Annotated in this window: 17 protein-coding genes; 14 read left to right on the forward strand and 3 right to left on the reverse strand. The window is 45.8% G+C overall.

Translation table 11 applies throughout. The features are described from left to right. The first annotated feature begins 77 nt into the window (after positions 1-77). From NYE29_RS10905 to NYE29_RS10965, 13 genes are all read left to right on the forward strand, one after another. On the forward strand, positions 78-2,180 hold the full coding sequence (locus NYE29_RS10905; RefSeq protein WP_340895942.1) for a GLUG motif-containing protein: 2,103 nt from the start codon (positions 78-80) through the stop codon (positions 2,178-2,180). Further along, positions 2,177-6,637, forward strand: coding sequence for an S-layer homology domain-containing protein (locus NYE29_RS10910; protein ID WP_340895944.1), 4,461 nt, complete (start codon positions 2,177-2,179; stop codon positions 6,635-6,637). The genes NYE29_RS10905 and NYE29_RS10910 overlap by 4 nt, the downstream gene beginning before the upstream one ends. A 224-nt stretch (positions 6,638-6,861) precedes the next feature. Beyond that, complete coding sequence (locus NYE29_RS10915; protein ID WP_076113757.1) at positions 6,862-7,581, forward strand: ABC transporter ATP-binding protein; 720 nt, start codon at positions 6,862-6,864, stop codon at positions 7,579-7,581. Beyond that, positions 7,578-8,312 (forward strand): ABC transporter permease, encoded by a 735-nt coding sequence (locus NYE29_RS10920; RefSeq protein ID WP_076113756.1) that lies wholly within the window; start codon positions 7,578-7,580, stop codon positions 8,310-8,312. The genes NYE29_RS10915 and NYE29_RS10920 overlap by 4 nt, the downstream gene beginning before the upstream one ends. A gap of 9 nt (positions 8,313-8,321) precedes the next feature. Further along, entirely contained in the window at positions 8,322-9,065 is a 744-nt protein-coding gene (locus tag NYE29_RS10925) for a MerR family transcriptional regulator (RefSeq protein ID WP_076113755.1), read from the forward strand. 95 nt (positions 9,066-9,160) lie between these two features. Beyond that, a complete protein-coding gene (locus NYE29_RS10930; RefSeq protein ID WP_340895947.1) occupies positions 9,161-10,108 on the forward strand; it encodes a helix-turn-helix transcriptional regulator in 948 nt (315 codons plus the stop codon). A 65-nt stretch (positions 10,109-10,173) separates the two neighbouring features. After that, entirely contained in the window at positions 10,174-10,719 is a 546-nt protein-coding gene (locus NYE29_RS10935; protein ID WP_340899684.1) for a DinB family protein, read from the forward strand. Positions 10,720-10,999: 280 nt separating this feature from the next. Next, positions 11,000-12,733 (forward strand): cache domain-containing sensor histidine kinase, encoded by a 1,734-nt coding sequence (locus NYE29_RS10940; RefSeq protein WP_076113753.1) that lies wholly within the window; start codon positions 11,000-11,002, stop codon positions 12,731-12,733. Between the two features lie 12 nt (positions 12,734-12,745). Then, positions 12,746-14,320, forward strand: coding sequence for a response regulator (locus NYE29_RS10945; RefSeq protein ID WP_340895950.1), 1,575 nt, complete (start codon positions 12,746-12,748; stop codon positions 14,318-14,320). Positions 14,321-14,470: 150 nt separating this feature from the next. Next, entirely contained in the window at positions 14,471-15,391 is a 921-nt protein-coding gene (locus tag NYE29_RS10950; RefSeq protein ID WP_038598029.1) for an ABC transporter permease, read from the forward strand. Positions 15,392-15,431: 40 nt separating this feature from the next. Beyond that, positions 15,432-16,313, forward strand: a complete 882-nt coding sequence (locus tag NYE29_RS10955; RefSeq protein ID WP_076113751.1) for a carbohydrate ABC transporter permease — start codon at positions 15,432-15,434, stop codon at positions 16,311-16,313. 54 nt (positions 16,314-16,367) lie between these two features. Next, positions 16,368-17,957, forward strand: coding sequence for an ABC transporter substrate-binding protein (locus NYE29_RS10960; protein WP_340895952.1), 1,590 nt, complete (start codon positions 16,368-16,370; stop codon positions 17,955-17,957). A gap of 515 nt (positions 17,958-18,472) precedes the next feature. After that, the gene (locus NYE29_RS10965; protein WP_340895953.1) at positions 18,473-19,987 is read left to right on the forward strand and encodes a hypothetical protein; all 1,515 of its coding nucleotides are present in this window, start codon (positions 18,473-18,475) and stop codon (positions 19,985-19,987) included. On the opposite strand, the gene NYE29_RS10970 is transcribed toward NYE29_RS10965, so the two are convergent. After that, positions 19,976-20,194 carry a DUF6199 family natural product biosynthesis protein gene (locus NYE29_RS10970; RefSeq protein WP_340895955.1) on the reverse strand — a complete coding sequence of 73 codons (219 nt, stop codon included), beginning with the start codon at positions 20,192-20,194 and terminating at the stop codon, positions 19,976-19,978. The two genes, NYE29_RS10965 and NYE29_RS10970, sit on opposite strands and share 12 nt — an antisense overlap. A 97-nt stretch (positions 20,195-20,291) precedes the next feature. Here NYE29_RS10970 and NYE29_RS10975 point away from each other — a divergent pair, with 97 nt between their 5' ends. Continuing rightward, the gene (locus NYE29_RS10975) at positions 20,292-21,077 is read left to right on the forward strand and encodes a GNAT family N-acetyltransferase (RefSeq protein ID WP_340895956.1); all 786 of its coding nucleotides are present in this window, start codon (positions 20,292-20,294) and stop codon (positions 21,075-21,077) included. Positions 21,078-21,197: 120 nt separating this feature from the next. On the opposite strand, the gene NYE29_RS10980 is transcribed toward NYE29_RS10975, so the two are convergent. Both NYE29_RS10980 and NYE29_RS10985 read right to left on the reverse strand, forming a co-directional pair. After that, on the reverse strand, positions 21,198-23,441 hold the full coding sequence (locus NYE29_RS10980; protein WP_340895957.1) for a M56 family metallopeptidase: 2,244 nt from the start codon (positions 23,439-23,441) through the stop codon (positions 21,198-21,200). Then, a complete protein-coding gene (locus tag NYE29_RS10985) occupies positions 23,438-23,815 on the reverse strand; it encodes a BlaI/MecI/CopY family transcriptional regulator (RefSeq protein WP_038598023.1) in 378 nt (125 codons plus the stop codon). The genes NYE29_RS10980 and NYE29_RS10985 overlap by 4 nt, the downstream gene beginning before the upstream one ends. Positions 23,816-24,079: the final 264 nt, after the last annotated feature.

Here is a 24,079-nt window from a genome sequence, read left to right on the forward strand (position 1 = left end):
CGAACAATGTCTGTTAGTGTTTTGTGAGAATGGATTGTTACAATTTTTTTTACAACTAAGGAGGGGATCACTGGAAGATGAATGAAAAAATAATGAAAAAACTATCCGTTGTTATCGCTGTTATATTTGTTACGGTGACGATGCTGTCTTCACTCGCATGGTTGCCAAGCGCAGTCAAAGCAGCGGGTGCAGGTACGGGGACAGCGGCTGATCCGTATATCATTACGACGGCGGCACAGCTTAACAATGTACGTAACGGCTTGAGTTCTTATTATAAGCTTGGTAGTGATATCAATCTAAGCAGTTATGGAAACTGGATACCGGTCGGGAATAACAACAGCAACTTCAGAGGCGGCTTTGATGGGAACGGCTATACGATTACAGGTTTAACCATTAATAGGCCTGCTGAATCCTATATCGGATTATTCGGTTATGTAAGTACAGTCGGGCAGATTCGCAATGTTCATTTGTCAGGCGTAAATATAATCGGGTATGACTATACCGGAAGTTTAGTGGGATATATCAATTATGGCAAGGTGGAGAATAGCAGCGCTAGCGGTACGATGACGGGCTATCGTCATGTCGGCGGTCTGGTAGGGAAATCTGAAAATTCAGCTGTCGTGAACGGAAGCTCTGCAAATGTAACGGTCCAAGGATATGCCAACCTTGGCGGTCTGATTGGACAGTACGCCAGTTGGGCTCCTATGGCTGACAACGCTGCCAGTGGTAACGTGACAGGAACCGGAGCTAATATTGGCGGTTTGATCGGGTACCTTGACTGGGGAGGCAACGTCACGAACAGCCACGCCAGCGGCGATGTAAGGGGAACAAACAACAATAGTTTTTATCTTGGCGGCTTAATTGGCAGCAGTAACTCAAACCTTATTGAATACAGTTATGCAACAGGCGATGTATTTTCTAAGGACGGTACTCACGTTGGCGGCCTGCTAGGGGCTGGGGGAGGAATTATTGAGAAGAGTTATGCCAGCGGCCATATCACCGTTGAAGGAGGCAGTTTTCCGTATGCCGGCGGTTTGGTAGGCAGATTTGACTTTGGCAAAATCATCAATAGTTATGCAAATGTTCAGATCACAGGGAACGCTGCTAATACGCTTTTTGGCGGCCTGGTAGGGAGCAATTCAGGTGAGATTCAAAACAGCTACGCAGCCGGACAGGTTACAGGGAACGGAATCGGAAGCAACGGCCCTCTGGTGGGTATGGACGGCTGGAAAAAGGTCACCGGCAGTTACTATAACTCGGACATCGCCGGACAAATCGACAATGGAATGGGCGAGCCGAAGACAACGGCTGAACTGATGAGTGCTGCTACTTTTAGCGGATGGGATTTTAATTCTGTCTGGTTAATCAATGAGGGTATGGAATACCCGAAGCTTCGTCCGTATGTACGGTCCTATACCGTCACGTATGAGGGTAATGGAAGTACGACAGGGACAGTACCGGCAGACAGCAGCCGTTATCTGGACAACAGTATAGTTACGGTATTGGGCAATGATGGAGGTCTTGTGAGGGACGGGTATACCTTCGCGGGGTGGAGTATGGACGCTGCTGGGAATGGGGCGGTTTATAAAGCCGGTGATACCTTTAATATAGGGACGGCTAATGCCAAGCTCTATGCAAAGTGGACCGCACTGACGTATACAATCGACACACTGGGGGATCAGACGTTGGCGGGGTTAACGGCAGGCTATGCACCGGGAACCCAGGAAACAGGGACCATAACCGTTACCAGAACAGGTACGGGGGATTTGACGAATTTGGCTGCGAGCTTGAGCGGAGCCGATGCAGGCAACTTTGAGATTGCTGGACCGGTGGCAACTACGTTGAATGACGGAACACCTGTAACTACGTTTACCGTTAAGGCGAAGGATGGTTTGCCTTTGGGGACCTACAACGCAACAGTTACCGTAACGGCGGATCATATGGCGGGTAAGACCTTCACTGTTAAGCAGGTGGTTGCTAAAGTGATCATCAAGGGCGATGCCAATGGGGATGGACTGATTACTCCCGCAGATGCCCTGATGATTACGCAATATCTGACAGGCAAGATCATGCTGACACCCGAGCAATTTAATGCCCTGGATATGAATAACGATGGGGTTCTCAACAACACTGATGTACAAAAGATTATGGCGATTTACCTGGGAGGAGCGAAATCATGATAAACCGCATCAATGGGACGGCAAGCTATATCAGACAAACCTTTTCACTATTCCTGGTCTTATGCTTGCTGCTGGTTCCCTTCGGTTCCATCGTTCAAGCTACTCCTGCTACTCCGGTCTCGGCCAAGGTTTCCAGTGTCTCTGGGGCTCCGGGTGATACGGTGGATGTGGCGGTTACAGTGGATCCGGGAGACTATTCAGTATTGCAGTATATGATGCAATTATCTTATGATCCGAATGTCCTTGAACCGGTATTTGCAAATCCGGTGACAGATAAAGCAGCATCTATGTTTTTTAATGCTGACGCAAATATTAGCGGGACGATTAATGTATATGCCGGATACTTTGGAGGATCGTTTTTTCTTTCGGCAAAGCAAGAGATCTTCGTCATGCATTTCAAAATCAAAGAGACGGCAGGCACTATAAACTCAGATGTAAAAATTGTCTCCGGCACTTATACGGAAGATGATGATTTGTGGCGCAATATTACGAGCGTGACACCTGGTACAGTGAGTGTGGCTCCTATTTCGGAAACCATAAAAGTTGGAATTGGAACTGCGTCCGGAACTCCAGGAGAAACGGTAGATGTACCAGTGACCGTTCTGGAATCCTCGGGGTCTGCTGGAGCTTACGGGTTACAGCTTGATTATGATCCGGCTGCGCTTGAAGTAGAGAACATTGTTGGGACATCCGGCGATTTTTTCATGTATACCCAAAGTGATGAGGAAGGTTGGCTAAAAGCAGCATGGGCAGATATCAGCGGCGGCGATAATGCGGTCAAAGCTGGTGATAGTTTGTTTGTTGTTTCTTTCAAAATTAAGGAGAATGCGTCAATAGGCGACAAGACTGTCACCGTGAGCAGTCCAAATGATCTGCAGCATTTCACCTTTGTAGATACACGTATAGTTGAAATGGAGAAAACCTTTGTTCCCGGCAAGGTGACTGTCAACCAGCCAACGAATGCGGAAGCTCCGGCGATCTCTGGGCAGCCGGAGGATCGGACGGTGGACTTGGGCGGTACAGCCGACCTAAGCGTTACGGCGACAGCGGGCGGCACGTTGAGCTACCAATGGTACAGCAATACAGAGAACAGCACGGCAGATGGCACGCCACTGGCGGGCGAAACGCATGCGTCGTTCTCTGCGCCGACGAACATGGTCGGCACAGCCTATTACTATGTTGTGGTGAAGAACACGGATAATAGCAAGACAGGTGTGAAGACGGCGTCGACTACAAGTTCCGTAGTCAAGGTGACCGTTAACTCCCTGACGAACGCAGAAGCCCCGGCGATTTCCGGGCAGCCGGAAGACCGGACGGCGAGCGTAGGCGGCACAGCTGACCTAAGCGTTACGGCAACAGCTGGTGGCACGCTGAGCTACCAGTGGTACAGCAATACGGAGAACAGCACGGCAGACGGCACGCCACTGGCGGGCGAAACGCACGCGTCGTTCTCTGCGCCGACAAACATAGTCGGCACAACCTACTACTATGTCGTGGTGAAGAACACGGATAATAGCAAGACAGGTGTGAAGACGGCGTCGACTACAAGTTCCGTAGCGAAGGTGACGGTCAACTCCCTGACGAATGCAGAAGCCCCGGCGATCTCCGGACAGCCGGAAGACCGGACGGTGAGCGTGGTCGGCACAGCTGAGCTAAGCGTTACGGCAACAGCTGGTGGCACGCTGAGCTACCAGTGGTACAGCAATACAGAGAACAGCGCGGCAGATGGCACGCCGCTGGCGGGCGAAACGCACGCGTCGTTCTCTGCGCCGACGCATGTTGTAGGCACAACCTATTACTATGTTGTGGTCAAGAACACAGACAACAGCAAGACAGGCCAGAAGACGGCGTCGACTACAAGTTCCGTAGCGAAGGTGACAGTCAACTCCCTGACGAATGCAGAAGCACCGACGATCTCTGGACAGCCGGAAGACCGGACGGTGAGCGTGGGCGGCACAGCTGAGCTAAGCGTTACGGCAACGGCAAACGGTACTTTGAGTTACCAATGGTACAGCAATACCGAGAACAGCACGGCAGACGGCACGCCGCTGGCGGGCGAAACGCATGCGTCGTTCTCTGCGCCGACGAACATGGTCGGCAATTTGTACTACTACGTTGTAGTGACCAACACAGACAATAGCAAGACAGGCCAGAAGACGGCGTCGACTACAAGTTCCGTAGCGAAGGTGACTATCAACTCCCTGACAAACGCAGAAGCCCCGGCGATCTCCGGACAGCCGGAAGACCGGATGGTGAGCGTGGGCGGCACAGCCGATCTAAGCGTTACGGCAACAGCTGGTGGCACGCTGAGCTACCAATGGTACAGCAATACGGAGAACAGCATGACAGGCGGCACGCCGTTGGCGGACGAAACGCACGCGTCGTTCTCTGCACCGACGAACATGGTAGGCACAACCTATTACTATGTCGTGGTGAAGAACACGGATAACAGTAAGACAGGTGTGAAGACGGCTTTGACTACAAGTTCCGTAGCGAAGGTGACCGTCAACTCCCTGACGAACGCCGAAACCCCGGTGATTTCGGCCCAACTGGATGACCGGACGGTAAGTGTGGGTGAGGCCGTCTATCTGAATGTTACGGCAACAGCCAGCGGCACGCTGAGCTATCAATGGTACAGCAATACGGAGAACAGCACGACAGGCGGCACGTCGCTTACTGACGAGACGCACGCGACATTCTCCGCGCCAACGAATGTTGAAGGCACAACCTATTACTACGTCGTAGTGACTAATACAGACAACAGCAAGACTGGCGAGAGAACGGCGTCGGCAACGAGCAACGTGGCTAAAGTGGCTGTCAACTCTCTGACGAACGCCGAAGCTCCGGCGATTTCGGCCCAACTAGAAGACCGGACAGTGAGCGTAGGCGGCATAGCCGATCTAAGCGTTACTGCGATAGCGGACGGTACGTTGAGCTACCAATGGTACAGCAATGCGGCGAACAGCACGACAGGCGGCACGCCGCTGACGGGCGAAACGAGCACGGCGTTCACCGCGCCAACGAGTGCTGTAGGCACAACCTACTACTACGTTGTGGTGACCAACACAGATAACAGCAAGTCAGGCGAGAAAACGGCATCGGTAACGAGCTCCACCGCTAAAGTGACCGTTGTAGAGCCAGCTCCATCAACGTCTGCACCAACTGAAACAGCACCGTCTGTACCTACTGCCACTTCTGCCCCAAATACGGGTGTTGACGTGTTGGTTAACGGTGTTGCTGAGCGGGCGGGCATCGCAGTGACAAGTCAGATCGGCGATTTGAAAGTGATTACCGTGACGATCGACCAGAAAAAACTGGAGGATAAACTGGCGGCGGAAGGCAGGGGCGCGACCGTAATCGTTCCGGTCAATGCGGAAGCCAACATTGTGATCGGTGAGCTGAATGGCCAAATGATCAAAAACATGGAGAACCAGCAGGCGAAGCTCGTCATCCAGACGAAAAACGCTTCTTACACTCTACCGGCCATTCAAATCAACATCGATGCTGTATCTCAACTGATTGGCAGCGAGGTTTCTCTGCAGGATATTAAGGTGCAGGTCAAAATTGCCACACCTGCCGCAGAGATGGCTAAGCTTGTGCAGTCAGAGTCGGAGAAAGGGGCATTTGAACTGGTTGCTCCTCCAATTGATTTTACCGTCACGGCCGCATATGGCGGAGAGACGGTGGATGTCGCCAAGTTCAATGCTTATGTGGAACGGACCATAGCCATTCCTGAAGGGGTGGATCCTAACCGAGTGACTACAGCCGTTGTCATTGACCCGGATGGAACGGTTCGCCATGTGCCTACACAAGTCATTCTCAATGGCGGGACGTATTACGCGAAGATCAACAGCTTAACGAACAGTACGTATTCTGTTATCTGGCACCCTATTTCCTATAAGGACGTTGAGCACCACTGGGCGAAAGAGGCCGTCAATGATATGGGATCCCGGATGATCATTAACGGGATTGGGAATGGAGATTTTGATCCCGACCAAGACATTACTCGCGCAGAATTTGCAGCGATTATCGTTCGCGGACTGGGATTGAAGACGGACAATAGTACGATTCCATTCTCGGATGTGAAGTCGGCCGATTGGTATAGCAGCTTTATTAGTACAGCGCATTCGTATAATCTGATTAACGGCTTTGAGGACGGAACCTTCCGTCCGTTGGAGAAGATAACGCGGGAGCAAGCGATGGTTATTTTGGCCAAAGCGATAAAAATTACAGGACTGAAGTCAAATCTTCAGACTAATAACGGGGAAGAGCTGCTGAGTTCTTTCGTGGATTCAAGCCATGTATCAGCCTGGGCAGCGACAAGCATTACCGACATTTTGCAAGCGGGAATTGTGTTGGGACGAAGCGATCACCAGCTCGTACCTGAAGCGCCTATATCAAGAGCAGAGGTTGCAGTCACGGTGAAGCGGCTGCTGCAAAAATCCGGTCTAATATAAGAGGCGAGAATCTTATCAGAGGTATCCATGAGGCTATGTTACATAGCCTCACGGATACCTTTTTTTATTGGGAGGAACGAGGTAGGGGCCCGGCGGTGAAATGTGGTTCTAAATGTTCCGGATAGACAATTAATATTGCAGGCATTTCAAACCCTCCAGTAAGACACCACCCAATAGATCATTTGTTATAGTTACGTCCTAAGATTTATTTAGGAGGTTAGAACATGGTATTAAAGGTTGGAAATTTGACCGTTACATACGGTCAGAAAAAGGCAGTCGATCACATTAGCTTTCAAGTAAAGTCTGGGCAGGTATTTGGATTACTAGGTGCAAATGGGGCAGGGAAATCTTCAACCCTTGCTGCAGTGCTTGGTATTGAAAAGAGCACTCATGATGAGCTTGTCATCGTTGGTAAATCACCGGTACGCAATCGAAAGGAGATATTTGAACAAGTAGGGGTGCAGTTTCAAGAAACCAATTTTCAAGATAAACTAACCGTTTCCGATGCATGTGAACAGTGGCGATCACTCTATAAAAAAACGGCTAACGTACCTGCTTTACTACAATCCTTTGGGTTGGCAGATAAGGAAAAGCAACTTGTTAAATTACTTTCTGGTGGGGAGCGTCAGCGACTGGCCGTACTTCTTGCCCTAATTCCCGAACCGAAACTTGTGTTTTTAGATGAACTGACAACAGGGCTTGATACAAAGGCACGCCGTATGCTGTGGAAGCAGCTCGTAACAATGAAAGAAAATGGTTTGGCGATTGTTTTAACATCACATTACATGGATGAGGTTGAAGCGTTATGTGATGAGATATTAATTCTGCGCGAGGGTCAAACCGTCTTTTATGGAACAATTCAGGAAGCGTTAGTCGCTAGCGGGAAAACAACGTTTGAAGACGCATATTTACATTTTGCCGGAGAGGAGGAATACTGGGGATGAGTACAATGTTTGCACTCTTAAAAATAGAAGGTAAGCTGGTATGGAGAGGTATTGATATTTTAATTTTCGGTATATGTTTTCCGATCATTTTGGCGACCTTGTTTGGTTACGTGCTTAGTAAAGATGCATCGGCAGGTTCATCTAATTTTGAATTATCCTACGCAGCCGTTATAACTATTGGTGTGCTTGCAACAGGTGTAATGGGTCTACCATTAACCATTGCTGATTATCGACATCGGGGTATTCTGAAACGGTTCCAAGTGACGCCGGTATCACCTTTACAGATTTTATTCGCCCAAGCTATAATTCAGCTTTCCTCTGCTCTTGTTTCATTTATTGGTGTTACTCTCGTATATTATTTATTTTTTGATTATCAAATAGTAGGCTCCTGGCTTATATTTTTGAGCGTATATGCTTTTGTTATTTTTGCCATGTACAGTATTGGCACTTTTATTGGCAGTGTCGTACCTGATCAAAAGGCAGCGAATATGTGGAGTTCTATCGCTTACTTTACGATGTTATTATTCTCAGGTGCGACAATTCCATATGAAGTGATGCCACGCTTCGTTCAATGGATAATGGATATATTACCCTTGTCACATGGAATCCATTTATTAAAGCTGGTAAGTACAGGTAGAGAAACAGAGGGGATGACAGTGCCGTTTTTGATGTTAGGCATTGTTACTGTGATCAGCTTGATTGGAGCATTCAAATTTTTTAAGTGGAAGTAGGGCTGAGGGATGTACCAAACCAAAGAAATCGCAGCCTTTGTTGGGGTACATCCCAACACTGTACGGATTTATGAAGAATGGAGATATATCTCAGCTGTTCCGAGAGGTGACAATGGCTACCGCATTTATTCCGAAGTGCATTTATTTCAACTGAAAATAGCTAGAATCGCTTTTCGTTGTGAAATTGTTCAAGGACTCATTCGGGCAAAGGCTAGAGTCATTGTTGAAGCTAGCGGCAAAGAGGATTTCAATCAAGCACTAGAACATACGCAAGCATATCTGTCCCATCTAGAAAAAGAATATGATCGAGCGCTAGAAGCTATTGAACTTTCGGAGCAGCTGATGTGTGGAAAAACATCCACATCTATTGGAACCTATACACGAAAAGAGGCAGCTCAAGTTCTGGACCTCTCACCTGAAGTTGTCCGAAATTGGGAACGCAATGGATTAATAACAGTCCCTAGACTTTCAAACGGAGCTCGTGCATATACAGAAAATGAAATAAACCAATTGAAAATTATTCGTACTTTAAGGACAGCGCATTATTCGATAAGTGCAATCCTTCGGTTGATGAATCAAGCAGGAGGAATTAGGGGAATTAATCTTAATATCAAGAAAGTGCTCGACACACCTGAAGATCATGAAGACATTATTTCAGTGACAGATCGCTTAACCTATTCATTGGAACAAGCCATGGAGTCTGCAAAGGAGCTTATATTGTTACTAAGGGCAAAGCTGTATTTAGGGATATAACAATTCAGCTTTGAGGCTAGAAGTACATTTACAAAGCCACGCTTCAGCCAAAGCGGAGAATCGTATCATAAACAGCCGGGAAAGGGTGCAGCCGCATGAACAAAACGGATCGTTTGTTAGCCATAGTGCTTGAGCTGCAGCGTAATAAGGTGCTGCGGGCCGAGGATTTGGCCGCTACCTTTGAAACAAGCGTGAGAACCATTTATAGGGATATTCAAGCTTTAAGTGAAGCTGGTGTATCCGTGATAGGGGCGCCAGGACAGGGATACTCCTTAATGGAGGGGTATTTCCTGCCGCCAGTCAGCTTTACGGTAGAAGAAGCTGTGACGTTACTCATCGGAACGGATTTTATCGAGCAGTGGTTTGATGTTCACTATGGCCGTAAGTCTCGTACTTCCAGAGGAAAGATTGAAGCCATCCTCCCGGAACCGGTCCGCAGTGAGGCTGCCCGGATACGTAAGAGCATTCGGTTGCGTACGTCCGCTGAAGATGTATCACGAATACAAGAGAAGGCATACCTGGAAGCGATTCGTCAGGCGATCCTGGAGGAAAGGAAAATAAGCTTTCACTATTCCAAAAAAATTGCCGAAGCTGATGGAAACCGCCAAAGCGTTCGTACGGTTGCTCCTTATGGGCTTGTGCTCCTTCATGGGGCATGGGTACTCATCGCATGGTGTGAATTGCGTCAAGACATCCGTCATTTCCGGTTGTCCCGGATGACGGAGCTTATTGAACTGGAAGCTGGATTTAAGCTTCCAGCAGATTTTAATTTGGAGGCATACCGGCCTCCAGACGACCGCAACATCCGTGTGCGCATCCGGGTCCAGCCTGACATTGCCGATAAGGTAAGGGAGTCGAACAACTTCTATATAGATACGATAGAGGATCAACCGGAAGGCTTGCTGGTAACCTTTCGTGTTAGGCAGGCGGAGGAATTGCTGCAATCCGTGCTCGGCTGGGGAGCCGGAGTGGTTGTACTGGAGCCGGATTCCTTCCGGAATCGGGTTAGAGACGAACTGGAGAACATGTTGAAACGCTACTGACATAAGGGTGTCAGTAGCGTTTTTGTATACTTAGAACAAAAGATGATTAAAGGAGCTAATACATGATGGTTACAACTAAGGAAGCCTTACAACGTTTTGAGGAAACTGTGGCACATTATATTGATGAACTGGATCCATTCAGTATGGAGCAGCTGAAGCAAAAGCCAAGCGACAACGAGTGGTCTATCGGACAGATGGTTCAACATCTCATTAACTCGGCGCTGTATATGCAGCTTCGCAATGTAGATCAATGCCTGGTGCCAAGCGAAGATTCCCTGGTATCTCAAGCGGGAAAAACCGAAGCAGGTGCGGCTATATTCGCTGAAGGAAGTTTCCCGCCCGTTCGTGTTCAGGTTCCGCCTTCCCCCCAATATACGCCGCAGCAGCCGGAAAGCAAAGAGCAGCTAATTCAAGGGCTGCACGCGGTCATCCAGAGAATGAAGGAGATTGAACCTACCCTTGAGGAAGCGTCCAAACAAAATACAGTGCCCCATCCGCGATTCGGTGGACTGTGCGCAGAGGAATGGTTTCTGCTAGTTGAAATGCATTACCGTCATCATCTTCTGCAGCTGGACCGCTTAAAACAAGGTTTGGTTCATGTTCATGAATGAACAAGCCAACGTTGCCTCTTCTGAATAGGTAGAAAGGTATGGAGTTGAAGCTCGCACAGCCTGTTTTTCATCATTCCGGCTATGGTAGAAACACACACCATGGAGAGGGTGCTGATTACAGCTGCTGCGAGCTTTTATTGTTCGAGGGCTCTTAAATGCAGCCCTTTTTGTCATTAAAAGTCGAATTTCCAAATGCATTCTATAGTAACCGCTTTCATTTCATTGTAGAATAGATAAAAATGAAGGTATTCCATTGACACGGTTACAAGGGAGCATGCCCATGGAGAGGTTCTGGTTCAGGAAAAAGTATATTCCGTTCACCTACAAGATGATGATTCCGTATCTCATTCTTGTATTGCTGACAGATATACTGGTCGGCTATATCGCATATACGATGCTCATTCAATCCAGGACAGAGATGGCGGAAACGAATATCAGGACCGCTCTGAAGCAGACAAGGAACAACATCGAATACCAGACGGATGAAATCAAACGAATGAGCAATTCGCTGTTTCTCAATTTCAACTTTCAGAATGCTCTTCAGTTTAGGGGGGAGCCTTTGGATAACATGCTTAAGATGAGAGACGACATCGTTCCTTATATGAAGGCCCCTCTGCAATTGTACGGGAACAAGCTGAGACTTGCGCTCTATACCGTGAATGAGACGATGCTTGAAATTACCGGTGACGATATGTCGATGCCGATTGGTAGAAGCGATTATTATGTTCTTCCTTACCGGACGATCGAAAATACGGAGTGGTTTCAGTCGATCGTCACGGATAGCAAAGACAGCCTGTGGCTTCAGGCAGACACCGATCGCGAGCTGGGCAACATTTCGTATGTCCGCAAGCTCGTTTCTTCAAATGGTCCGGCCATTATCGGTTATATTCGTGTCACGGCGAGAATTGACGAGCTTTTTGGCAATTTCGATACCTTTCCGATTGAACAGGGGCTTGACCTTCGTTTAATGGATAGGACACAAGGATCAACTATATATGAACAGGGTATTGTAGATGAACATGCGAAGCAAGACTCTTATTTGATTATTAGCGAAGATGTTCCGATACCGGGATATGCCATCGAGGCAAGGGTACCGCACACTTATTTGAACAAAGACGCCAGCAGAATGCAGAAGGTGATTGGCACTGTCTGTTCCATCAGCTTTTTGGTTATGGCTGTTATCGGCTTCCTGGTTGCCCGAATCTCCGGCAAAAAAATTAAACGGATCGTATATTTGGTCCAGTCGTTTCAGGAAGGGAATTTTTACAAAAGAATCGGGTTTTCAGGAAATGATGAATTTGTCTACATTGCCAATAGCTTTAATCAAATGGCCACGAGCATCCAGGAACTGATCCGCGACGTCTACGAGCAGGGCATCCAGAAAAAACAAGCTGAGCTGGATGTGCTGCAAGCCCAAATCAGTCCGCATTTTTTGTACAATACACTGTCGACGATTGGCAGTTTGGCCAATTTGGGGGAAGTTGAGAAGGTTACAAGGATGGTACAAGGCCTTTCCAAATTTTATCGGCTCACCTTAAACGAAGGGCATGTGTATATCTCTCTGGAAAAGGAGTTGGAGCAGGTAAGGACCTATCTTGAAATCCAGAGAGTAAAGTATGCGGATGCCTTCAAGGTATATTATGATATCGATCCGGAAATTTTACAGATTCCCATTATTAAGCTGATTTTGCAGCCGTTTGTCGAGAATATATTCAAGCACGCCTGGTTCGGTGAGACGATTGCGATCCGTATTACCGGAAAGCGGCTTGGCGACCGGATTGAACTTAAGGTCATTGATAACGGGATCGGTATGCGGCCGGATACCCTTAGAACAATGCGGTCGAACCCGCTTCATTCTGACAGCTATGGTCTGAGAAACGTGGAAGAACGAATTAAACTGAGATACGGCAATGATTTCGGCATTCAGATTGGCAGCCATTTTGGGGCGGGAACGACAGTTCAAATTATTTTACCGGTGGATAATGCGGAAATCCGGGAAGATTTGGGGGAGTAGGGGGATATGGCGATGGAGATTAACGTTCTGCTGGTGGATGACGAAGTGGTTGATTTGGAATGGCTCAGACGGCGTGTGGCGGGCAATGAGCATTTGCCTTTGCATAATGTTAGAACGGCCACGAGCGGGTTTGCCGCTCTCAAAGTGATGGAGCAGTATCCTGTTGACATCATTCTCTCCGATATCCGTATGCCCATCATGTCAGGAATGGAATTTGCGCGGAAAGCGAAGGAGATCAACCCCGAGGTCCATATTGTTTTTATTAGCGGGCATCAGGATTTCAGCTATGCCAAAGAAGCGATTCAATTGAGCGCATCCGGTTATTTGCTTAAGCCCGTCGATGACGACGAGCTAAACCATATGCTGAGCGGACTCTGCGCCAAGATTGAGAAAGAGCGGAAGCAGCATATTTCCTTGTCGGAGACACTGACGCTTGTGAATCAGGAACTGCTGCTGCGCTGGTTTAACGAGGCCACTCCGGGTCAGGTCGAGACGCATATTCAGAGTTTTCTTGTGCCCTATTTACAAGATGCGTCCGCGGTAGCCATCGTTGAGATCGACGACATGGCGTGGAAAATAGAGTCATGGACTGAAGAGAAGCGGAGTGTATGGAGCAGCAGCGCTAATCATTTCATCCGGAAGTTCGCTCACGATCAAAATTTAGGCATGGTCATCACCACCTATGACTATCACTTTGTGATCTTGGCTGCAGTTCAGGAACAATATTTCACCGCTTTGATGGAAGAGCTGATTCGGGCGTTTTATCAGGAATTTTCCTTTTCCATTACTATCGGCCGGGGGATGTACACAACCGAACTCGACAAGCTGCATAAGTCCTACCGGCAGGCTCAGGCCGCTTTAAGCATCAAATGGATTGTCGGCAAAAACAGGCTCATCCAAGACGCCTCCGAGTGGCACCCAAAGGAAAAGATCGCTGCGGATGTAGAGGTTATTGTTGACCGGATGCTTAAGGCTATGCTCGACTACGACCTTACAACCATTGACGATTGCTTGCTGCAGCTGTTTGCCGGAGACAGCCCGATCTCCCAGAAAAACGACATTTACGACATCATCATTCGGATTACCTCCAAGCTTCATGCCGATCTGCGGCAAATGGATGAGCATTTGTACGAGATTTTGAATTGGGATTCCCATCATCCTTTTGTGCTCTTTCAGTTCGAAACGGTGCATGATATCCTTTCGTGGCTGAGAAGAAGGTTCTTTGAACTGTCGGAGCTGCTGTATTTGAAGCGGCAAAGACAAAAGCGGAAGCTAATTGATGAAATTACGGAATATGTGAAAGGAAGATTGGAGCAAAAAGTAACGCTGAACGAAGTTGCCGCTCATTTCGATTTTACGCCCAACTATCTGGGTCATCTGTTTAAAGTCGAAACCAACAGTCTATTCAGCGATTTCCTGGGTGAATTGCGAATGAAGCGGGTATGCGAGCTGCTGGGAGATCCGACTAAGAAAATATATGAAATTGCGGAGCAAGCCGGATATAAAAATATTATTTATTTCAATAGGCAGTTCAAGCAGTACATGGGCATGTCGCCCGGCGAGTACCGGAAGAGAAACAAAATTTGAATCTATTCGTGAGGCTCTTGTTCCGGACGGGACAGGGGCTTATTTTTTGTCGAATCGTTGAATTAGTATTAGGTTTAGTTGTTTCGCTGAATTATGTCACCGCACCCGCCCTATTATAATCAGAGATATAGAGAAGAGAGGGGTGCAAAGATGAAAGGGCATACATTTTGGAGTGATTTGAAAAACTATAGGGTTCTCTTATTGATGCTGGCACCAGCGGTTGCATTTTTTCTCCTGTTTGCCTATATCCCGATGGCAGGCATCATTATTGCCTTCAAGCATTATGATTACGCCGGCGGTATTTTTGGGAGTGCCTGGAACGGACTCGACAACTTCCGCTTTTTCTTTGAATCGGGAGATGCCTGGCGGGTCACACGAAATACAGCATTGTATAACATTGCGTTTATTATCGTGAACAACTCGTTGCAAATATTTGCAGCAATCATGTTGTTTGAGGTCGGCGGCAAATGGTTCCGGAAAATTACACAATCGGCGCTGTTTCTTCCTTACTTTATTTCATGGGTCGTTGTCGGGGCGATTGCCTATAACCTGCTCAACTATGATATCGGCACTGTGAATGCTCTGCTTAGAGGCTTAGGACTGGAGCCTGTCGATATTTACAATACACCTTCCTATTGGCCGTATATCCTGGTTCTCGTTTCCGCCTGGAAAGGTCTTGGATACGGAACGGTGATGTACCTGGCCGCGATTACGGGCATAGATACCGAGATGTACGAAGCGGCTGAAATCGATGGCGCCAACATTTTTCAGCGGATCATGAAAGTGACGATTCCCAATCTTTATCCGACGATTATTATTCTGGTGCTGCTGGCGGTCGGGAATATCTTCCGCGGTGACTTCGGGATGTTCTATAACATGATCGGCAACAACGGTTTGTTGTTCTCTTCGACAGATGTTATCGACACTTTCGTTTTCAGATCGCTGATTACTTCGAATGACATCGGCATGTCGGCTGCGGCTGGCGTTTTCCAATCCGTTCTTGGATTCGTGACGATCATGACCGTGAACTTTGCTGTCCGTAAATACGACAAAGACCGCGCCCTGTTCTAAGCGCATAAGGAGTTTAGTTTTTCAAAATGGAGGTAACGATATGAAGCAGCTCGATCGTAAAATATTCTCAGGTATTGGTTATGTATCCCTGATTTTTCTCGCGATTCTATGTATTCTTCCCTTTGTGCTTGTCGTATCGTCATCCTTTACGGAAGAAAATAAAATCATAACGGAAGGCTATCAATTTATACCGACTGCATTTTCTACGGAAGCCTACAGCATTTTGTTTAAGTATCCCGAGCAAATGATTCAGGCCTACTTGGTAACGATAGGGGTTACGATAATAGGCACGCTGTTGGGCTTGTTTCTGACCTCGATGACCGCTTATGCGCTGTCCAGAAAAGATTTCAAGTGGCGCAACAAATTTTCCTTCTTCTTTTTCTTTACAACTTTGTTTAGTGGCGGGCTGGTCCCATGGTATCTGCTTATGGTCAACTACCTGGATATGAAGGATACTCTGGCGGCCTTAGTGATTCCAATGATGCTCAACGTCTTCTATATCATTGTCATGAAGTCTTTTATGGGCAGCATTCCGGAAGCGATTGTAGAATCGGCCAAAATTGACGGCGCAGGCGACTTCAAGATCTATGCTCGTCTAATCCTGCCGCTCTCAAAACCGGCGCTTGCTACAATCGGATTGTTCCTTGCACTTGCCTATTGGAACGACTGGTACAATGCGCTGCTATTTATATCCAATGAAAACCTGATGCCGCTCCAATATTATTTATATAAAATGCTTGGCAATATGGATGGCATGCGAAAAGCTATGATGGGTGCGGGAGCCGTCGTTACCACTTCGATTCCGACCGAAGGCTTGAAGATGGCGATGACGGTCGTAGCAACCGGTCCAATTCTGCTAGCTTATCCGTTCGTACAGAAGTACTTCGTCCAAGGCTTGACGATTGGTGCTGTGAAAGGGTGAACCCGGGGAAATCCGGTTAATCAATATATTTAAACATGAGGGGGAAGGTTTGAAATGCTGAAGAAAAATAGATTGATCATGTTGGCGCTCGTTTTAACCTTCGTAATGATTTTGAGTGCATGCGGCGGCGGAAAGAACAATGCCAATGCACCTGCTCAGGCTACTAACAATGCATCAGAGTCAGCAGAGCCAGGAAGCGATACGACAGGCAGCTCAGACACCTCAGGCGCCATTGATACCTCCAAAGAAGTGAAGCTGAAAATGATTTTTGTAGGTCCCAAACCTGTAGACTATGATATCGTTTTTGCTGAGATTAATAAAAAGCTGAAAGAAAAAATCAATGCCACGGTCGAAGGTGAATTCCTGGACTGGTCTGACTGGGCGCAAAAGTATCCACTGAAGCTGGCGGCAGATGAAGATTTTGACCTCATCTATTCAGCAAACTGGGCCGGCTACAATGATCAGGCGCTGAAAGGCGGCTTCCTGGAATTGACTGATGAGCTGCTTACCAAATATATGCCGCAAACGATGGCTGCCATGTCTGATGTGAGCTGGGATCAGGCGAAAGTAAACGGAAAACTGTACATGGTTCCGCAAAACAGAGGGGAGTCGGTCGAAAAGCTGATTTTGTATCGTGAAGATTTGCGTAAGAAACATAATCTTCCAGAAATCAACAGCCCGGAAACCTATGCTACTTATTTGAAAGCGATAGCACAAAACGAGAAGGGCGTATCGCCTTTCACTCCGGAAACAGGGGACTGGAAATTTCACAATTTGGACCGCGTCTTGCTGAAACAGCAAAATGAATGGAATATGTTTGATCTCGACCTTCCGTTTGCCTTTAAATTGACGGATGAAAAAGGGCAAATCTTTAACGTATATGAAACGCAAGAGTTCAAAGATCTGCTCGTGTATTACAAGGATCTTGCCGATAACAATGCATGGTCGAAGAACGTTCTGAACAGCAAAAACGATCATCAGGCGGATTTTAAAGCAGGCAAAACGGCATCAATTACGCACAACAACGGAACGCTTGGAGCCCTCATGGCTTTAATGCGCCAAGAAAATTCTCCTTATGAAGTAGCACTGGCCGACATCAACCAAGGCAAGAAAAAATCGGTAGCTATTTCTACACAAAACGGTACGTCGGTCCATGCAACTTCCGAGAATCCGGAACGTTCCCTGATGTTAATCGATCTGATGCAAAATGATAAAGAACTGCATGATCTGATGATGTACGGCGTAAGCGGTGTACACTATGAAGCGGTGGGCGACGACAAATATAAAGCAACCACTAAAAATGCGAACTTTACCGGCTTCTCGAACTGGAGCTTCAACTCGCCGCTCAACCGTGACAATGAAGCCTTCCCGCAAGAAATTTCCGATCTGGTGAATGGCTGGGAAGCAAAGGACGTCTATCATTATCCGCTTGAAACGTTTGTATTCGACAACAGCAAAGTGAAAACGCAAATCGCCAACATAGGCAATGTGATGCTCCGCTATGCGGTTCCGCTTGAGTACGGCGTAATTGATGATATCGACAAAGGCCTTGCAGAGCTGAACAAGCAACTGAAATCAGCTGGCATTGATAAAATCCAAGCTGAACTGCAAGCTCAAATTGATGCTTTCTTGGCAAACAAGTAAACAGCTCTAATGAACAAAACCTCCGCCCCAAAGGGAGGTCACTGAAAAAGTCCATTAAGATCTCAAAAAGACATTCTCCTCATTTTTCTAAGGAGAATGTCTTTTTTTTCGAAAGATAAGAATTTATATGTTTCACGCTATAAATTATCCTTCTATTTCTCGCTGAAACGGATACCGTCCTTTCGAGGACGGCGAAGCCGTTTCCACTTGGTATAATTAAAGTATCAAACCAAAGGCTGGTGGTATCCATGCTCCCTGAGCAGCCTGATCATTAAAATAGCACTTTCCTTAATCCCTTCATTCGCAGCAGCTTTTTACTAGTATTTTATTCCCATATGGTCATATAAATGGTATGCTATTGTAAAGTTGTGCAAACGATTTCCTGAATTGAGTAGGGGGAACTGTATGATGAAGATTTAGATATTATAATCTTTGAAACCGTTGAAGATTTGTGTAACTGTGTTTTTAATTAACAGAAGTGGCTCATTATTCTAATCAGATTGGAGATTATGAGTATGACTTTAATTTTACCTTTTATTCATCCAAACAAAGATAATTATTTACTTGATCAGGTGAATTGTCTAGAAAAAACGTTATTAATTGTTGCAGAGGGGAAAAGGAGTTACTTTTCAAACTATTATCTAATTCTTCAGAAATGTTTTGAGTTATATCATAGTTCGAATTTAAAAATTGATTTTAACCAGTTTTGTAAGAACACTGAAGAAGTTATGAGTCTTTTAGGTCTAAAGTTACATTATTTCCCCCTGTGCAAAGATATACATACGATTATTAGGGAACAAATAACTCTCCAAAGACCAGTTCTAGTCTTCGGCAACTTGAAAACGCTCTATTACAGTCATCATTATAATGTATCAGATTGGATGCATTTATTTTTAATTAAAGGGTACAATGCCACAACAGGGGTTTATTATATTATGGACAGTGCACAAAAGAAAAATGAAGGTTATAAATATGATGAATTTGTTATCACTACGGAAATGTTAGAAAGTTTGGCGACATCCTCTCATGAAACATATAATACAGAATGCTTTTTTTCAATTGAAAGCTTACATATAGAACCCCTGGAATCAGAATTACTTATTACCTGTATAAACGAGATCCTAAATGCACCGATAAATAATGAGATTATAGCAATGGAACAGCACCAAGAGAACAACAGCGGAATAACTACTGAATACATTGGCACCAAGTTATTAGGAATGGTTAAATCAAAGGAAGTCCTTAACGCAGAATTAGTGATACAATTTAAGCGTTTTTCAGTAAATAGTACCTTAATAGAAAAAATAGAGGAGACATCGGCACAACTTATTAGAGAATGGAAAACAGTTATTTCGGTTTATTTAAAAAGCTTAATTACAGAAAACCGATCCTTTAGTGTACAAGTGAACTCAGAAAAAGCAATAATATTAGAGAATTCCTTAAAAACTTATTTAGAAGAAGTTTTAATTATGCTTTATTCATTACGGGGAATACAACAGAATGAAATGCCTGAAATGAAATGGAACGCAGAAAATAATGAAGAAGGTATTATACAGTCTGACGAAGATATTATTAAGTTTTGCATTCAAACTGATAAAGAATATGATTACAATAATTCTCCTAAATTTATGTATCATATAAAGCCTAATCAAAATTTTATATATAATGTACAGATTTCTATTGCACAAGAACCTAAAGTGTCTGCATATCAAGCGGGTATTATCTTTAGAACAAAACTTGGTGAGACATATATTTGGGGTATTTTTAACAATGAAAAAGTTGTTTTATCCAAATCTATTGATCCGATATTTAGTTATAATGTAGCTCGGAATGTTGAGATATTACAAGTGAGACTTGAGAATAATGGAGATTATGTATTTTCTGTTGCTGATCAAGATACATCCATTGTAGAAGTTTACAGAACAAATATGCTTTCCGATTTAAGTGCGATTGGAATTGGATTCAGGAATTGGTATTCTGTAAATTCGTTGCAACTAGACTTGAAATCACATATTGAATTAATAGAGTAACTGACGACATTCATTCGCCAAGCTGCGAATGAATGTCGTCTTTTTCTGATGTTCTTGCTCTCCGCCAATCCGATATAACAACAAGGAAAAGCTACTTGGCTCTGTCTCTCCTTCATAACGCCACCAGTTTGACAAATACCAAGAAGCTCTCGGACTAATTAGAGATATGATTCCAATGACCGTGAAAACAACAATAAAAATCCACATTCTATATCCTCCTCTTATAATTATAACGATACTCGCCAGTGATAAGGAACCCGATTTGATACTATGATTAATGAAGGTCTATCTCTAGTACGGAAGGATGATTCAATTGCTTTTTAAAAAGTGCCTGATAAACGAGGTACAGCATCTCATTCAAGATTATATCCATACATTGTCATCGCCATTTGATTCCTTCTTGGAGGAACATATTCTAACATCAACTTTTTATGTGATCCTTGATGAATTAAATGAAGTCGGCTATTATGCGATCTATCAGGATCAGTTACTAACTCAATTTTACATCCAGCCATCGTATCTAAGGCATGCCCAAGAGCTTTTTAGACAAGTGATTGAGAATCATGACGTGAAGTCTCTATTTGTACCGACCTGTGATGAGCTATTTGTAAGCTTAGCTTTAGATAAAGACCTTCACATCACCAAGCAAGCTTATTTTTTTCAAGATAGTCATTTAAATATACCGGAGAATAATTCACTAAAAGACGACATAGTTGTTCCCGCAACATTAGATGATCTCTTACCCATACAACAGATGTGCGGGGATTTTCTTGATCATTATGAAAAAAGGATTGCGAATGGAGAACTCTTCTCGTACTATCGGGGTTCTGTCTTGCTTGGAATAGGAGTTCTTGAAAAGAGTAAAATGTTTAATGGATTGGCGAGTATAGGCATGTTTACGAATGAGGCGTATCGCAAGCAGGGAATTGGGAGGACCATTATTCTCAATTTGAAAAAATGGTGTTATAACCACGAATTAACGCCGATTTGTGGATGCTGGTATTATAACGAGGCGTCAAAATGGACGCTAGAAAGTGCGGGGATGATTACAAAAACCCGACTGTTAAACATTAAAGTAAAATGCACTTGATGTAACGTGCTACTATCTAGCAAAGGGCCATTCCGCAAGGGATGGCCCTAAAACTTGTCGCTTAGGCTAGCGCGGTGAAGCGTATCATTTGTAGGCCGAGTTCTTCTTTGCCCCACAGAACTAGTGAACAGGAGCGAGAACTAAAGCCTTCAGATTTAGTTCCTGGTCTTTATCCATACCCAGGAAGTTGGCAGCATAGTAAAGACCGTTCTGCTCCCAGAAGTAATAAGTTTGAGTTTTTATCTTTGTTTTGTCTGAGCCGCTGCCAGCATAGAAAGGGCCAGAGTAAACGTGAGCGTTATCAGCATAAGCTGAAATTTCGATGCCGTTAATCTCCAGTTTCCGAATGAACGAGAGCTTGGACGCATTGAACAGTGGAGCTTTGCTCTGATAAAGCGAAAGTACATCGTTCATATCATAGATTTTGGAATCGTAAGGTGCCCGATAGTCATTCCACAGGGCATCCGAGGTCTGTTTGAACGAGAACCCTGTATTCTGGTCTCCGGCTTTCAGCAATACCGAGTCGGCCAGCGTAAGCTGGGTGTCAGGCAAGCCGAACGGGAACTTCACGTTAAAGCCGAGAATATTCTTCGCTTCGAGCAAATCTTTTTCGTCGTACAGAGGAAAAGAATTTCCCTCCCCATCGTAGCGGACATGCTGGGCCTGCTGCGGGGAAACAAAGGATTGCACGATTTTCGATAGCTCCTCTTGTGTGAACTGGCTATAGGAATTGACCGCATATGCTATATCCTTGTCTTGCCAGATGTAGCTTATACCCGTCCCCGGCTTACGCCCGTTGACTCGTTTTGCCGTGAATAGAGTGCCTTGGATATTGCCCATCTCAACCACATCCTGCCGGTAAGAAGGAGAGGCTGTGGCCTCTTGGGAATATGGAGCGCCCCACAATAAATTGTGCTCCAGCATATTGCCCTTGCCCTTGGAGGCGAGCATCTCGAACCGCTTCTCGTCTTCTTGTCCGAAATGGGATACATAAGTAATGGTTACTGTATCAATGAGGTCAACTTCGTTCGCTTTGGAGAATAGCTTATTCAATGCCACATTCTCAAGCTGATAACCTTCGGGCAGATAGTCAGGTACTTTAAAGTCGAATTTGGAAAAAACGATCGCCCGGTCTAGACGGTTAAACCATTTGAACGAGTCAATCGGTCTGACGATCCTGAATGAAGAAACAGTTTGCTTCTGGGAGTCTGTTGCATGGGTATTCACATCCGGCCGGGTGCCATTTGCATCTTGTGCTCCATTGGTGAGCAAGACGATGCTCAAGGCAAGAACCAAGAGAATAGCGGCGGCGGATAGCTTGTACGAACCTTTTTTGAACTTGGCGATCATCGTCACTCTCCGTTTCGTTTCATTCTGGTGCTCAAAGAAATGCGAAAGATTGACCCGCGGGGCAGAGGTTCTGGAAAATAAGCGCGATAGCATAAGAAGGGTCATACCGTATGACGAAGCTTCCTTTTCACCCAGCACCTCGAGCACGCCTGCATCGCAGGCGGCCTCCCGATCGGCATTCATTTTTTTCATGGCCAGCCAAACCAGCGGATTGTACCAATGGAGCCAGACTGCTAACGTCCACAGGGAATTGAACCATAAGTCTTTGCGTTGATAGTGGGTCAGCTCATGCAGCAGAATATGTGTGAGCTGCCTTGTATCGGCAATCGCGACGATATCTTCGAGCAAATAAATTCTGGGCTTCATTAAACCATAGAGACACGGGCTGCGAAGACTGCTCGTTTCATAGACGGGAATAGTTTGGCGGATGCCTAATTTCTCTAGGCACGCCGCGAGAACGGAGAGCACCTCCGGGTTGTCCGACTGGCGGGAGGTTCCGACCCTGCTTCTGAATTTGAGCGTGAAGAACAGGGAGTATGAAGCGAAAAAAAGGAGTCCTCCAAGCCAAACCAGCGTGCTTACTGCTAACCCGCTCAGCCCATCGCGAACTTTCTCAGAGATGTTCTCTTGAGGAGACGGCTGTGCAATAGACGAACCTTGTTCTCCCGAACGGATCGGGGCAGTGTCTGGACGCACGGTTTTTTCTCCACTATCCGTTACTGTCACCTTCGTACTGGAGTCGGATTCGGAAGAAAGCATCGGTAGGGTATTCTTTTGATCCAGACTCCATTCCACAGGCAACGCTTGCGGTATTAGATTGAATAGGCTGACAGGGCTTTGCGGAGCGAAGGGAACCAGCAGCTTAATCAAAACGATAAACCACAATGCATGCAGGGTTCTAGGGCTAAGGCGCTTGAGGAACAGCTTCCGGGTCAAGAGCAACAATAGCAGGATGACCGTTGAAGCCAGGGACGCGGCCAGGAAGAGGAGGAAAAGGGTGTCGAATGATTTCATGAGTTCTTCTTTTTCTCCAAAAGTTGTTGAAGCTCCTCAATTTCTTTCTCCGAGAGGTTCTCTTCTTCGAGAAATTTCGCGCATAACATACCGACGGCCCCTTTATAAACCCTGTCCAGGAAAGAACGATTTTCGGTTTTTAAGTATTCATCGTGTGAAACCAGCGGGTAGTAGAGATAGTTCCGGCCGGACTTCTCGAATGCAATAGCCTTTTTCTTGTGCAGCCGGTTCAGAAAGGTTTTAATCGTCTGATCCGACCACTGCATCTGCTGCGTCAGCTTGGAAATAATCTCATTAGCAGACAAAGGCTCTTTTTGCCAGAGGAGCTTCATCACTTCGCTTTCGGCCTCGGTAATGCGTGGGGACTCCTGCATTGTCTTCACCTTTTTTCAATAATTTTTGTTTACGTCTGTAAACGATAGTTATAGTTTACAAGTGTAAACGTAAGGGGTCAAGCCGAAAGCGAATAATCGGGTATTCCCATATCAAACATCTGCATATAAATGTCATACGGATTGTGCAAACTTTTGATTTTTTATTTGCTTCAAATTGTATATAATTATCTGATAACAGCCGATAACGTTTTTAATAGTATTCCTGAGTGGAGCCTTGCCTCTTACAGTCCCTAAGCAGTCGGT

Source organism: Paenibacillus sp. FSL M7-1046 (assembly GCF_038007405.1).
Classification (GTDB): domain Bacteria; phylum Bacillota; class Bacilli; order Paenibacillales; family Paenibacillaceae; genus Paenibacillus_AQ.

Excerpts from the sequence above, each read along its gene's own strand:
- NYE29_RS10950 (WP_038598029.1), top strand. The coding sequence starts at position 14,471 with ATGAAAGGGCATACATTTTGGAGTGATTTGAAAAACTATAGGGTTCTC.
- NYE29_RS10955 (WP_076113751.1), top strand. The coding sequence starts at position 15,432 with ATGAAGCAGCTCGATCGTAAAATATTCTCAGGTATTGGTTATGTATCC.
- NYE29_RS10960 (WP_340895952.1), top strand. The coding sequence starts at position 16,368 with ATGCTGAAGAAAAATAGATTGATCATGTTGGCGCTCGTTTTAACCTTC.
- NYE29_RS10980 (WP_340895957.1), bottom strand. The coding sequence starts at position 23,441 with ATGAAATCATTCGACACCCTTTTCCTCCTCTTCCTGGCCGCGTCCCTG.
- NYE29_RS10925 (WP_076113755.1), top strand. The coding sequence starts at position 8,322 with ATGTACCAAACCAAAGAAATCGCAGCCTTTGTTGGGGTACATCCCAAC.
- NYE29_RS10930 (WP_340895947.1), top strand. The coding sequence starts at position 9,161 with ATGAACAAAACGGATCGTTTGTTAGCCATAGTGCTTGAGCTGCAGCGT.
- NYE29_RS10985 (WP_038598023.1), bottom strand. The coding sequence starts at position 23,815 with ATGCAGGAGTCCCCACGCATTACCGAGGCCGAAAGCGAAGTGATGAAG.
- NYE29_RS10905 (WP_340895942.1), top strand. The coding sequence starts at position 78 with ATGAATGAAAAAATAATGAAAAAACTATCCGTTGTTATCGCTGTTATA.
- NYE29_RS10975 (WP_340895956.1), top strand. The coding sequence starts at position 20,292 with ATGATTCAATTGCTTTTTAAAAAGTGCCTGATAAACGAGGTACAGCAT.
- NYE29_RS10970 (WP_340895955.1), bottom strand. The coding sequence starts at position 20,194 with ATGTGGATTTTTATTGTTGTTTTCACGGTCATTGGAATCATATCTCTA.
- NYE29_RS10910 (WP_340895944.1), top strand. The coding sequence starts at position 2,177 with ATGATAAACCGCATCAATGGGACGGCAAGCTATATCAGACAAACCTTT.
- NYE29_RS10915 (WP_076113757.1), top strand. The coding sequence starts at position 6,862 with ATGGTATTAAAGGTTGGAAATTTGACCGTTACATACGGTCAGAAAAAG.
- NYE29_RS10935 (WP_340899684.1), top strand. The coding sequence starts at position 10,174 with ATGGTTACAACTAAGGAAGCCTTACAACGTTTTGAGGAAACTGTGGCA.
- NYE29_RS10940 (WP_076113753.1), top strand. The coding sequence starts at position 11,000 with ATGGAGAGGTTCTGGTTCAGGAAAAAGTATATTCCGTTCACCTACAAG.
- NYE29_RS10920 (WP_076113756.1), top strand. The coding sequence starts at position 7,578 with ATGAGTACAATGTTTGCACTCTTAAAAATAGAAGGTAAGCTGGTATGG.
- NYE29_RS10965 (WP_340895953.1), top strand. The coding sequence starts at position 18,473 with ATGACTTTAATTTTACCTTTTATTCATCCAAACAAAGATAATTATTTA.
- NYE29_RS10945 (WP_340895950.1), top strand. The coding sequence starts at position 12,746 with ATGGAGATTAACGTTCTGCTGGTGGATGACGAAGTGGTTGATTTGGAA.